Raw genomic sequence first — 12,900 nt, 5'->3', positions numbered from 1 at the left:
TGCAGCGTTCGACAGGGATCGTCGTTCTTTTGACGAGCGAGCAGGCATGTCGTTGCGCAGTAACCCGCCCGGCGGAAGTATCTTCCAGCGAGAGCGCTCACTGGCCTGGGGGCTGGCCGGGCTCATCTTCTTCGGTGGCCTGCTGCTGACCCTGGGCGTGGCCAAGGTGATCAGCGGTTTCTACCAGCACCAGCTGGAACAGCGCTTCGCCGCGGTGGCCGGCGAGCGGGCCAGCACCATGCAGGCCCGCTTCGACGCCCACGTGGCCGACCTGGACGGGGTCCGGCGCTTCTTCATGAATGCCGACCAGGTGACCCGTGGCGAGTTCGCCGGCTATGTCGACGGCTTGCCGCAGCGGGCGTTTTCCTATACCTGGCTGCCGCGGGTCACGGCCGCCCAGCGCGGCCCATTCGAGCGCCAGGTGCGCGCCAGCGGCATCGCCGATTTCCAGCTGCGCGAGCTGGCGGCCGGCAACGCCTTGCAGACTGCCGGCGCGCGCGCCGAGTATTTTCCGGTGCTGTTCATCGAGTCGGCGCAGATCCGTGGTGATGACGTCCTCGGCCTGGACGTGGCGAGCATCCCGCAGCGCGGGGAAACCCTGCAGCGGGCCGCGAGCCGCAAGGCCATGGCGGTTTCCGGCGAGTTGCGCTTCGTCGCCGCCTCGGCCCGGCAGACCCACGGCCTGATGCTGGCCGCGCCGGTGTTCAGCAAGGCCGGCCCGGCCGCCGGCGAGTCGCTGCGTGGCTTCCTGGTGGCCGCCTTCAGCCTCGAACAGTTGCTGCACGAGCAGGCGCGCGCCGAGGCGCCCCGCCATCTGAGCCTGGAACTGCGCGACAGCAGCGGCTTGCCGGGGCAGGTCTTGCACTACCGCTCGGCCGCACCGGTGCAGGGCTCGCTGCAGCTGAACCGCGAATTGCGCCTGGCCGATCGCCGCTATGCGCTGAGCATCCGCCCGACCGAGGCGTTCATGCGCGCCAACAGCGCACCGGTACCGGCGCTCCTGCTGGCGGCGGGGATGCTGCTCAGCCTGCTGCTCGCGCTGCTCACCTACAACCTGGCCAGCCAGCGCCAGCGCGCCCAGCAGCTGGTGCGCGAGCAGACGGCGGTACTGCGCCAGCGCGAAACCGAGCTGGCCCGGGTCAATGGCCAGTTGCGCGGCCTGCTCGATGCGGTGACCCAGGTGGCGATCATCGCCACCGACTGCGAGGGGTTGATCCGCACCTTCAATGTCGGTGCCGAGCGCATGCTCGGCTACCGTGCCGAAGAGCTGATTGGCCTGCACACCCCGACCCTGATCCATGTGCCGGAGGAGGTGCAGGCGCATGCGCGCCTGCTCAGCGAGCGCCTGGGCCGGCCCGTCAGTGGCTTCGAGGTGTTTGTCGCGCAAACCCAGGACGGCGGTTACGTCGAGCAGGAATGGACCTATGTGCGGCGTGACGGCAGCCGCTTGCCGGTCAACCTGATCGTCACCAGAGTGAGCGACGAGCATGGGCAGCACGTCGGCTACCTGGGCATCGCCATCGACATCACCGAGGCCCGCCTCAGCCGCCAGGCCCTCGAGGCGCGCGACCGGCTGCTGGAGAAGCTCACCGCCAACGTGCCGGGGGCCATCTACCAGTACCAGCTGCGGGCCGATGGCAGCTCGCTGTTCCCCTATGCCAGCGCCGGCTTGCGCAATGTCTACGAGGTCGAGCCGGAGGCGGTGCGCCTGGATGGCGGGCCGGTATTCGAGCGAATCCACCCGGAGGATCAGGAGGCGGTCAGGCGCAGCATCCTGCAGTCCGCCGAACGGCTGCAGCCGTGGCGCGAGGACTACCGGGTGCTGCTGCCCCGCCAGGGCCTGCGCTGGTTGCGCGGCGAGGCTTCGCCGGAGCGCCTGGAGGATGGCGGCACCCTCTGGCATGGCTACCTGAGTGACATCACCGGGCCGAAACTGGTGGAGCAGGAGCTGCGCGCCCTGTCGATCACCGATTCGCTGACCGGCATCTACAACCGCCGCTATTTCCAGGAGCGGCTGGAGGCGGAGATCGCCCGGGCCCGGCGCAATCCGCACAGCGGCCTGGCAGTGGTGATGCTGGATATCGACCACTTCAAGCAGGTCAACGATCGCTTCGGCCACGATGCCGGCGACCAGGTGCTGAAAAGCGTGTGCCGGCGCATCCACCAGCGCCTGCGCACCATCGATGTGTTCTGTCGCCTGGGCGGCGAGGAATTCATCGTGCTGGCTCCGACCAGCAGCGAGGAGCAGGCGGCCAGCCTGGCCCGGGCGCTGTGGGAGATCCTGCGCAACGAGCCGATGGAAGGGGTGGGCCTGGTGACGGCCAGCTTCGGCGTGACCGCCTGGCGCACCGGCGAAAGTGCCGCGACTATGCTCAGCCGGGTCGATGCGGCCGTCTATCAGGCCAAGCAGGCCGGCCGCGACCGCATCCAGATCGCCGCCTGAGCCCCGCGGCGATCAGCGGGCCGGCTGTCGCAGAATCTCAGCGCCGGTACAGATCCAGCAACACCTGATCGAGCACGGCCGAGGCGCCCCAGGGACGTGGGTCGTTGAGGATCGCCACCACCGCCCAGGTGGTGCCCTTGGCGTCGCGGCTGAAGCCGGCGATGGCGCGCACGTTGTTCAGGGTGCCGGTCTTGATGTGCGCCAGGCCTTCCATGCCGGTGCGTTTGAGGCGCTTGCGCATGGTGCCGTCGATACCCGCGAGCGGCATCGAGGCGATGAACTCGGCGGCATAGGGGCTGTTCCACGCGGCCTGCAGCATGGCCGCCATCTCGCGGGCGCTGACCCGCTCGGCGCGCGACAGGCCGGAGCCGTTCTCGATCACCAGGTGCGGGGCGGTGATGCCCTTGCGCGCCAGCCAGTTGCGGATCGCCCGCTGCGCGGCCTTGGCGTCGTCGCTGTCGGCGCGGTCGCGGAACTTGGCACCGAGGCTGAGGAACAGCTGCTGGGCCATGGTGTTGTTACTGTACTTGTTGATGTCGCGGATGATCTCCACCAGGTCCGGGGAATAGGCGCGCGCCAGCAGGCGGGCGTTCTTCGGCACCGGCGCGACCTGGTCCTTGCCCAGGATGCTGCCGCCCAGCTCGTTCCAGATGGCCCGCACGGCCCCGGCGGCGTAGCTGGGATGGTCGAGCAGCGACAGGTAGCTCTGCGCGCTGCAGCCTTCGGCCAGTTTGCCGCTGACGATCAGCGTGGTGCCGTCGTACTGGGTCACCGGGTTGAAGCGCACGTCCGGCCAGCCGGGGCACTTGGCCGCGGGCAGGGCCTTGACCCGGTTGTCGATGTGCACGTTGGTCAGCGGCGGCTCCATCATCACGCTGACCTTGCCGCCTTCGGTGCGGGTGATCATGCGCACGGCCTTGAGGTTGACCAGCAGCGAGTCGGGGCCGACCAGGAACGGCTTGTTCTTGTCGCCGCCGTCGTCGTTGAAGCTGGGCAGCTGCGGGTGGATGAAGTGGCTGCGGTCGAGGATCAGGTCGCCGCTGATCTGCTGCACGCCGTTGGCGCGCAGGTCGCGCATCAGCAGCCAGAGCTTCTCCATGTTCAGCTTGGGGTCGCCGCCGCCCTTGAGGTAGAGGTTGCCGTGCAGCACGCCGTTCTTCAGCGGGCCGTCGCTGTAGAACTCGGTGCGCCACTGGTGGTTCGGGCCGAGCAGTTCGAGGGCGGCGTAGGTGGTGACCAGCTTCATGGTCGAGGCCGGGTTCACCGAGACATCGGCGTTATGCACCAGGCTGGTGCCGGGGCCGTTGAGCGGGATGGCCACCAGCGACAGGCTGTTGCTGCCGAGCTTGTTGGCCTTGAGCGCCTGCTGGACCTTGGCCGGCAGGGTATTGCTGGTGGCCGCCACGGCGGGCAGGGCGAGTGGCAGCAGGGCGGTGGCGAGAACGAAACAACGCAGGGATTTGATCATTTGGCAGGGCCCGGGAAGACGAGGGCGGAACAATGGGCAGGGCTCCGGGGCAGAGCGCTGCATGGAATCTGGAGAATGCCGCGCATTATGCCCGATGCCAGGACGGCTGGGCGCCCTGGCATCGGGCAAAGGGGCATGTGGGGCGGTTTTTTGTGCCATTACCGCGGTTTGGCGGGCGGTTGCGCCGGCACTCTGCTAGAGTGCGTCGGTTATTTCTATCGAGTGTTGAGGAGTTTTACATGGCCACTAACCGTTCCCGCCGTCTGCGCAAGAAACTCTGCGTCGACGAATTCCAGGAGCTGGGCTGCGAGCTGACCCTGAACTTCCGCGAGGGCCTGGCCGACGCGGAAATGGACAGCTTCGTCGAAGCCTTCCTGCGCGATGCCGTCGAAGGCAACGGCCTGGGCTATGTCGGTGGCGATGACTACGGCTTCGTCTGCCTGGCCAAGCGCGGCTCGATGAGCGCCGCCCAGCGCGAGCAGCTGGATGCCTGGCTGAAGGGCCGCACCGAGCTGACCGGCTACAACCTGAGCCCGCTGATGGACGTCTGGTACCCGGAAAACGCCGTCAACCCGGCCTGATCGAGGCGGCTGACGCCGCTTGCGATCGATAAGAAACCCGGCATCTGCCGGGTTTTTTATTGTCTTCACGCCAGCCCGGCCTTGGCCAGGATGGCGTCGACATCCACCGCATCGATCTGTTCCGGGCGGAGAAAGCGCTCGGCGTAGTTCTGGTGGATGCCGGCCCGCAGGAACAGGCCGAACAGCTGCGGGTCGATGTGCCCGCCCCGGCACATGCCGGCCATGATCTGCAGCGACTCGGTCAGCGTCTTGCCCTTCTTGTAGGGGCGATCTACCGCGGTCAGCGCCTCGAAGATATCGGCGATGGCCATCATCCGCGCCGGCAGGCTCATGTCTTCGCGCTTCAGGCGTTTCGGGTAGCCGCTGCCATCCATCTTCTCGTGGTGGCCGCCGGCGATCTCGGCGACGTTGGCCAGGTGTGGCGGGAAGGGCAGGTGGCTGAGCATGCGGATGGTCTGCACCATGTGCCCGTTGATGATGAAGCGTTCCTCGTCGGTCAGGGTGCCGCGGCCGATGCCGAGGTTGTACAGCTCGCCGCGGTTGTGTTTGTACTGCGGCACTTCGAGCTTGAACCCCCAGGGGTTGTCGGCCGGGATCAGCTCGCTGGCCGGGCGTTCCAGCAGGTGCTCGGGCTTGTCGCTGAGCAGCGGCTCCTGCACCGGCAGGCTCGGCGCCGGGGTGCGGGCCTGGCGCTGGCGTTCTTCCCAGGACACGCCGAGGCGGTCGTCCAGGGTGCGCGTCCAGGTGCGCGCGCCGATGCGGCGCAGGCGTTCCAGGTCGGCATCGGCCATGGCTTCGCCGCCCAGGTTGCAGCGGGCGATGAAGGCGAACTCGTCGTCCAGGGCGGCCAGGGTCGCGTCGCGCAGCTCGCCCAGGCTGGGCTCGTCGCCGCCCTGGGCCAGGCCCTGCCAGTAGGCGACCCAGGCGTCGCGCTTGAGCACCTCGAAGCGCATGCGGATCTCGTGGATGCGATCGTACAGGGTCTCCAGCTTGGTGGCCTTATCCACCACGTATTCCGGCGTGGTGACCTTGCCGCAGTCATGCAGCCAAGCGGCGATGTGCAGGGCTTCCCAGTCCTCGTCGCTGGGTCGGTAGTCGCGAAACGGCTGCTCGTCGCTCTCGGCGGCGGCGTGGGCGAGCATCAGGGTCAGTTCGGGGACGCGCTGGCAGTGCCCGCCGGTGTAGGGGCTCTTGGCGTCGATGGCGCCGGCGATCAGCTGGATGAAGGCGTCGAGCAGCTTCTTCTGCTGCTCCAGCAGGCGCTGGCTCTCGATGCACAGCGCGGCGACGCCGGAGACCGCCTCGACGAAGGCGATGCGTTCGGGGCGCAGCATGGCCAGGTCGTCCTCGGCGCCGGTGTCGCGGTGCAGCAGCAGGAGCACGCCGACGGTCTCGCCCTGGCGGTTGTGCAGGCCGCTGCAGACCAGGTGCACCCGCGGGCTGTCCAGGGTATGCAGCAGGCTCTGGAAGCCGTTGGCCTGGTCGAAGCCGATCGCTACCACGGCGGTCTCGCCGCCCTGGGCCGGCTGCTGCAGCCAGAGGGGCAGGTCGTGGCGCGCCGGGTCGAAGCTGGGGATGCGGTGTTCTTCTAGGCTGTGCTGCTCGCCGTTGAGAAACAGGCCGTGGGGTTCCAGGCGCCCGCTGCCACCGTCGCGCAAGTAGATCAGCCCGCCGCTGGCGCCGCTGAGGCCGACGGTTTCGCGCAGCACCCGGCGCAGCAGGGCATCGAAGCGGGTCTCGGCGGACAGGCTGGCGGTGATGTCGAGGAAGCTGGCAATGGTGTCCTTCATCTTGCTCATGGCCACGGCCAGCTGGTCGACTTCCAGTACCGGCGAACGGCCGCTGGCCGGGTAGTCGAAATTGAAGCTGCGGATCGCCTCCGCCTCGCTGACCAGGGCGCGCAACGGGCGCACCAGCACGCGCGACATCATCCAGCCCAGCGGGATGCACAGCAGGAGGATGGCGAGGGTGATCATGCCGCCCTGCCAGCGCAGGCGGTAGGCATCGGCCAGCAGCTCATCCTCCGGTGCCAGCAGAGCCAGGCGCAGGCCATTGGGGCCGCCCTCGGCAAACTGGGTGTAGGACATCTGCCAGCGCCGATCGGCCAGCGTGGTGCTGGTGTGCAGGTCGTCCTTGAGGTCGCGGGCGAACAGTTCGGCCAGCGCCGGGCTCAGTCGCTCGATCTGCGCCAGATGCACGCTGCCATTGCGGACCGTCACCTGGTCGGGGTCGGGATAGGCGACCACGGCACCGTCCGGGCGATAGAGAACGACCTCGGTGGAGGGGGTGACCTTGTGCCTGGCCAGGGTGGCGGAAAGGTCGGCCAGGGTCAGGTCGGCGGCGATCACCGTCTTGCCCTGGCTGATGCGCGCCAGGGTGGTGCCGACCTCGCCGCTGGAGAAGAATACGTAAGGGTCGGTGCCGATCAGTTTGCCCTTGTCCAGGGCGTTGCGGTACCAGAGGCGGGTGCGCGGGTCGAAGACTTCCTTGAGGTTCTGCCGGCGGCTGAGCAGGCGCAGGTCGGCATCGAAGTACTGGGATTCGGAGATCGGCCGGGCCTCGCCGCTGCGCTCGATGCTCCAGACCTGGTAGATCGCATTGGCCGGCGCGTCGAAGGTTGCCTTCAGCTTGTCGCTGCGCAGTGGGCGGACCATGAAGAAATCGCCGTCCTCGTAACCGAGGTAGAGCGAGGCCAGCTTGGGGTTGTCCTGCAGGGCCTGGGCGAACAGCGGCAGCAGCTGCATGCGCCGGGCGGTATCGCTGGCCTGGGTGTGCTCATTGAGCACCAGCAGGCTGAGCAGGCGGCGAATCGGCTGGTAGGTGTGCAGCAGGTCGGACTTGACGTCCTCGCGGATCTTTTCGAACAGCTCGTCGCTGCTGCTGAGGATGATCGCGCTGGTCTGTCGGTAGTTGAAGATCCCCAGCACCACGCCGGTGCCGAGCAGCAGCAGGGTGAACAGCACGCCGATGTGCACGTGCAGCGGAAAACGATGTTGTTTGCCCCGAGCCTTTCCCTGCATGGTGCCTCACTCCGTTGCTGCGTGGTTGAACAAGAACATGCTGAAGCGTCTCGCACAAGCCCGCCTGGCCAGGCGGCGGCAGGCTGGGCTCAGGTGTGCACGGCCGCCTGGCGGCGCAGCAGGTGCTGTTCCAGGCCGTAGATCAGCAGGGCGACCAGCAGGGCCAGGGTCACGCCGATCAGGCTGTTGAACAGGCGCATCTGCGCCAGCTGCCAGTCCAGTGCCAGGCTTTCCGCGAGCAGCACGAAGCTCAGGCTCACCTGCAGCACGAACAGACTGTAGCTGTGGGCCTGGAAGGCCCGGCTGAGCACGATCAGCGGCAGGATGGTGGCCACCATCAGCGGCGGGCTCTGCAGGCTGTAGCCGAGGTAGATCAGCAGCGCCGCCACGCACAGGCTGGCCAGGCTCGATTGCAGGGCACGCACCAGGCTGCCCTTGAACTCCAGCTGCAGGGTGGCGAACAGCGCCAGGGTCAGCCAGTAGCCGCGCGGCAGGTCGGCCAGGTTGACGATCAGCCCGGCGCCGCCGCAGGCCAGGGTGCAGCGCAGCGCATGCAGGCGCCAGCGCTGTTCCGGCAGGCGCTTGGCATAGCGCCTGAGCACCTTGAAGATGCCCAGGAAGCGCGGCATGTACGGCCACATGCGCAGGCCGTGCAGGCCGCGCATGCCGAAGGCGAGCAGGGCCACCCAGAGGCCGCCGAGGATGAACAGGGCGGCCACCGCGTCGGCATTCTTCAGGTTGACCATGCCGAACTGGCCCTGGCCCAGGCACAGGCACACGGCCAGGGAGATGCCCAGTTTGCCGGCTTCGCTGCCGAAGCGTTGCAGCCAGGCGAGGAGGAAGCCGTAGATGGCGAACAGGGCGAAGCTCAGCACGGGCTCGGTGGCCGACCAGAAGCCCAGGCCGGCGCTGAGGGCGCCGAGCAGGGTCAGCAGGAGCAGGCGGAACATGCCGAAGCGGTGCAGCGGGTTGGCCTGGGCGGCCAGGAAGGCGCCGACCGAGGCCCAGAGGAAGCCCGGATGGCCGCTGAGCAGGCCGAGCAGCAACGGCAGCGCGCAGCCCAGCCCGGCAATGATGCCCGGCCCCCATTCGGCTGGCCCGGAGTGCCAGCCCAGTTTGTGCCGTTGCGCTTTGTTCATGCTGTCATACCGGGCTGGAGCGCCCGGTCATCTCCCGGGCCATTTCGGTAGCGTAGCTGTCGGTCATGCCGGCGATGAAATCGATCATGCGCAGGAAGGCCCGGTGCAGCGGCCAATCCGCATCGGGGGCGTTATGCCCGAGCAGGTCGAGGATGCGCTGGTTCTTGAACGACAGGCTGCCGCCGCGGTGCTGCTCCAGGGCCGCGCCGCAGAAGGCGTTGAGAAGGATTTCCAGGGTGGTGTAGGCGCCGATCTCGTGCAGGGTCTTGCGCTTGTCCTGGAAGATCTTCTCGCGGGCCAGGGCCTTGGCCTGCTGCACGCAGCGCTTGGCCGGGCCGTGCATGTGTTCGACCAGGTCGCCGGGCAACTCGCCGCGCAGCAGCGCCGCTTGCTGGGCGACGAAGGCGTGGGCGGCGGCATTGGTCAGGTGTTCGATGGCCTTGCCGCGCAGGATCGCCAGCTTGCGCCGGCGCGAGTCGCGCGGGCCGAGCAGTCGGTAGGTTTCCGGCAGGTCGTCGCCGACCAGGTCGAGCAGCAGGGCCTCGACCTCCGGGTAGTCGAGCAGCTCCATTTCCAGGCCGTCTTCCAGGTCGATCAGGCCGTAGCAGATGTCGTCCGCCGCCTCCATCAGGTACACCAGCGGGTGGCGCGCCCAGCGCTGCTCTTCGAGCTGCGGCAGGCCGAGCTTGGCGGCGATCTGTTCGAGCAGCGGCAGCTCGCTCTGGTAGCAGCCGAACTTGTGCTTCTTGTAGCCCAGGGCCTCGGCGTGGCGGGCGGTCCAGGGGTATTTCAGGTAGGTGCCGAGGGTCGCATAGGTCAGCCGGGTGCCACCGTCGAACTGGTGGTATTCGAGCTGGGTGAGCACGCGAAAGCCCTGGGCATTGCCCTCGAAATTGAGGAAGTCGCCGCGCTCGGCCTCGCTCATGGCATCCAGCCAGCCGCGTCCGGCGGCCTGCTGGAACCAGTGGCGGATGGCGTCTTCGCCGGAGTGGCCGAAGGGCGGGTTGCCGATGTCGTGGGCCAGGCAGGCGGACTGCACGACCACGCCGAGATCGACCGGGTCGCACCAGTCCGGCAGCTCGTCGCGGATCATCTCGCCGACGCGCATGCCCAGCGAGCGGCCGACGCAGCTGACTTCCAGGGAGTGGGTCAGGCGGGTGTGGATGTGATCGTTGCTGGAGACCGGGTGCACCTGGGTCTTGCGCCCCAGGCGGCGGAAGGCGCCGGAGAAGATGATGCGGTCGTGGTCTTTGTGAAACGGGCTGCGGCCCAGCTCGTCCGGGCTGTGTACCGGTTTGCCGAGCCGTTCGCGGGTGAGCAGTGTTTGCCAGTCCAAGGGCTGTCCTCGCCGGTGGGAGGCTTCTAGCTTCGGGCTTCGTGACGGGCGCCGCAAGAGGGATTGAACCTTCGTATGAGCTTTGCTGGCAGAGTGCTATTGTCAGAGGGCTACCGATAAAAACAATAACAAGAGAAACCCGCTGTGATTTCAGGCGCCGCCTTGCCCGATGTTTCACACCAACAGCTGCGTATCCAGCGCTTTTTCATGAGCCTGGTGATGTACGTGCTCAGTGCCGTTCCCCAGGCCCTCTCGCTGTACAACGGCATTTCCCCGGCCTGGGTCATGCTCGTCTGGGCGATCTATGCGGTGCTGGGCAATCTCGCCTTCTACCTGGCCTTTCGCAGCCGTTTCAACCTGCGCTTTCGCGACCCCAGCCTGACCCTGGCGCAGATGCTGATGGCCATTGCCCTGGTGCTGTTCACCCAGGTCTATGCCGGCCAGGCCCGCGGCGCCTACCTGGTGGTGCTGCTGATCATCATGGTGTTCGGCTGCTTCAAGCTGCACACCCGCCAGCTGCTGGCCCTCAGCCTGCTGACCATCCTCGCCTACGGCCTGACCCTGCCGCTGATCCGCGCCATCGAAGGTGCGCGTTTCAACCTGGCGGTGGAGATCATCCTGTGGTGCAGCTTCTCCACCTTCCTGCCGTTCATCTCGATCCTCGGCGGCAGCATCAGCGACCTGCGCAAGCAGCTCATGGCCAGCAATGCCCAGTTGCAGACGGTGTTGCAGCAGGTGACCGAACTGGCCACCCACGACGAGCTGACCGGCGCGTACAACCGCCGCTATCTGCTGGAGATGCTGGGCCACGAGAAGAACCGCACCGATCGCGGTGGTGGCGGCTTCTGCGTGTGCCTGTTCGACCTCGACCACTTCAAACAGGTCAACGACCGCCACGGCCACCCGGCCGGCGATACGGTGCTGAAGACCTTCGCCGGCACGGTGCAGCCGCTGCTGCGCAGCACCGATTTCTTCGCCCGCTATGGCGGTGAGGAGTTCCTCCTGTTCCTGCCGCAGACCTCGCTGGACATGGCCCAGCACTGCATCAAGCGCATCCAGGCGGCGCTGGGCTCGGTCGACTATGCCGGCTTGCCCGCGGGCTTTCGCATCACCGCCTCGATCGGCGTGGCGCAGTACTACCTGCAGGAAGACATTGCCGGCCTGATCGCGCGGGCGGACAAGGCGCTGTACCGGGCCAAGCAGAATGGCCGCGATCGCCTGGAGCTGGCGCCGCTTGCCCGGCCGGTGCCGATCTAGGCGGGTACCGGCTGGCCGCATTCGCGGCTGAAGCCGCGCCTACGCACGGCGCACTGCGCTGGGCTGGTGTTCACAGGCCGGCGGCATCGATGTCCAGCAGCAGCAGGCGCCGGCCGTTGTCGATGAACTGTCCGGCGGTCAGGCAGTACTGGTTGGTGGTGGCATCGCGGTAGGTGCTGGACAGCGTCAGGCGCCGCTCCTCCCAGCCTTCGGCCAGCACCTGGTAGAAGTAGGGGCGCCAGGACCAGTTGTGCCGCAGGTAGCGGGCATCCTCCACCCAGGCCCGGCCGTTCCACTCCAGGTTGGGGGTAATCTGCGTGCCGTGCCGGTCGCACTGGTACAGGCGCAGCAGCCAGGGGTAACTGGCCGGGTCGGGCAGGGCCGTGGCCGGTGCGTGGCCTTCGGCCCAGCCCTTGAGCAGGTTCATCAGCTCGGCCAGCTGCTGGCGCAGGGTCATCAGGCGCGCGCGTTCGGCCAGCTTGCGCTGTACATACTGCTCGCGCAGACGGGCGAAATGGGCGACGAAGGCATCGCTGGGATAGAACTCCAGTTCCGGCCTGGCGAACAGGTAGCCCTGCACGTAGCGCGCACCGCACTCCAGGGCGAAATGCAGCTCGGCTTCGGTTTCCACGCCCTCGGCGATGATCCAGCAGCCGGTCTTCTCGGCCATCTGCGCCAGCGCCTTGACCACTTCGCCGCTGGGGCCGCCGCGGGCGGCTTCCTGGAACAGGCGCATGTCCAGCTTGAGGATGTCCGGCTGCAGGGCCAGCACGCGGTCGAGCTGCGAGTAGCCGGCGCCGAAGTCGTCGATGGCGATGCGCGCGCCGGCGGCGCGGTAGCGCGCCACCACTTCCGCCAGCTTCTGGCTGGCCCCGCCCAGCTCGGTGATTTCGAAGACCACGCGCTGGGCGGCGATTCCGCGCTTGGCCAGTTGCTTGAGGCTGGGCAAGGGCTGGTTGGGGCGCAGGCGACTGATCCAGCGCGGCGAGATGTTCAGGCTGACGAACCAGTCGTCCGGGGCCTGGTGCAGGCGGGCCAGGGCGTCGTCGCGGATCTGCCGGTCCAGGCGCCGGAGCAGGGCCGGGGAGATCTTCGGGTCGGTGAACAGCGGGCCGACCGAGAGCAGGCGGCCGTCGGCCTGGCGCAGGCGACCCAGGGCCTCGACGCCGGCTATGCGGCCGGTGGCGGTATCGATGAAAGGCTGGAAGCTGGCGAGCGGTTGCCCGTCGATCACGGTGTATTCCTTGCGGGGTGGCGGAGGGCTGATGGCGAAGTGCGGCTACCACCCGGGCCGATATAGCAAGAATGTGGCCAGTTGTTCAGGAATGGGGCGCAGGGCGCTGACTGTCCGGTCGGCGCATGGCTGGTCCTGGGGTTGCCGGTCTTGTGTCTAGGGTTTTGCGCACTGTCTTGGTGCTTCTGCGCGGCGGGTGGCGCGCCTGGTGGCCGGCTTGGTGCGCAGCGGTGCGGGGCTGGCCGGTGGCTGGTATAGCAATTGCATTTAGCTGGTGCGTCAGGTGCATTTCACGCCCTGTAATCGGGCGTCGCGAGAACCCGGCAAGGGTTCAGCGAAATTCATCAACCCTATGTTTAATAAAGAAAAACACCGAAAAAACGCTTTTTCTTCCAGCACGCCGTGCGCCACTCGAGGTCTGT

Annotated in this window: 8 protein-coding genes; 3 read left to right on the top strand and 5 right to left on the bottom strand. The window is 67.5% G+C overall.

All coding sequences use genetic code 11. The annotated features are described in order from the left end of the window. The first annotated feature begins 46 nt into the window (after positions 1-46). Complete coding sequence (locus F3I16_RS12545) at positions 47-2,443, top strand: diguanylate cyclase (protein ID WP_160493929.1); 2,397 nt, start codon at positions 47-49, stop codon at positions 2,441-2,443. Between the two features lie 37 nt (positions 2,444-2,480). On the opposite strand, the gene dacB is transcribed toward F3I16_RS12545, so the two are convergent. Next, positions 2,481-3,911, bottom strand: a complete 1,431-nt coding sequence (gene dacB / locus F3I16_RS12540; RefSeq protein WP_160493928.1) for a D-alanyl-D-alanine carboxypeptidase/D-alanyl-D-alanine-endopeptidase — start codon at positions 3,909-3,911, stop codon at positions 2,481-2,483. Between the two features lie 239 nt (positions 3,912-4,150). Between dacB and F3I16_RS12535 the strand changes: the two genes are divergently transcribed. Next, positions 4,151-4,492 carry a 50S ribosome-binding protein YggL gene (locus F3I16_RS12535; RefSeq protein WP_160493927.1) on the top strand — a complete coding sequence of 114 codons (342 nt, stop codon included), beginning with the start codon at positions 4,151-4,153 and terminating at the stop codon, positions 4,490-4,492. 65 nt (positions 4,493-4,557) lie between these two features. Here the strand turns inward: F3I16_RS12535 and F3I16_RS12530 are convergent, their stop codons facing one another. The 3 genes from F3I16_RS12530 to F3I16_RS12520 all read right to left on the bottom strand — a co-directional run bounded on the left by F3I16_RS12530 (position 4,558) and on the right by F3I16_RS12520 (position 9,987). Then, positions 4,558-7,512 (bottom strand): HD domain-containing phosphohydrolase, encoded by a 2,955-nt coding sequence (locus F3I16_RS12530; protein ID WP_160493926.1) that lies wholly within the window; start codon positions 7,510-7,512, stop codon positions 4,558-4,560. An 89-nt stretch (positions 7,513-7,601) separates the two neighbouring features. Continuing rightward, the gene (locus F3I16_RS12525; RefSeq protein WP_160493925.1) at positions 7,602-8,651 is read right to left on the bottom strand and encodes an FUSC family protein; all 1,050 of its coding nucleotides are present in this window, start codon (positions 8,649-8,651) and stop codon (positions 7,602-7,604) included. A 4-nt stretch (positions 8,652-8,655) separates the two neighbouring features. After that, positions 8,656-9,987: a deoxyguanosinetriphosphate triphosphohydrolase gene (locus F3I16_RS12520; RefSeq protein WP_160493924.1), complete on the bottom strand. Its 1,332-nt coding sequence runs from the start codon at positions 9,985-9,987 to the stop codon at positions 8,656-8,658. A 162-nt stretch (positions 9,988-10,149) separates the two neighbouring features. Here F3I16_RS12520 and F3I16_RS12515 point away from each other — a divergent pair, with 162 nt between their 5' ends. Then, positions 10,150-11,244, top strand: coding sequence for a GGDEF domain-containing protein (locus tag F3I16_RS12515; RefSeq protein ID WP_160493923.1), 1,095 nt, complete (start codon positions 10,150-10,152; stop codon positions 11,242-11,244). A gap of 70 nt (positions 11,245-11,314) precedes the next feature. Here F3I16_RS12515 and F3I16_RS12510 read toward each other — a convergent pair whose 3' ends face one another. After that, positions 11,315-12,478 (bottom strand): EAL domain-containing protein, encoded by a 1,164-nt coding sequence (locus F3I16_RS12510; RefSeq protein WP_160493922.1) that lies wholly within the window; start codon positions 12,476-12,478, stop codon positions 11,315-11,317. Positions 12,479-12,900: the final 422 nt, after the last annotated feature.

This window comes from Pseudomonas sp. L-22-4S-12 (assembly GCF_009799935.1).
Lineage (GTDB): Bacteria > Pseudomonadota > Gammaproteobacteria > Pseudomonadales > Pseudomonadaceae > Aquipseudomonas.
Note: the sequence above shows the minus strand (reverse complement) of the source record. Positions and strands in the feature narration are given on the sequence as shown.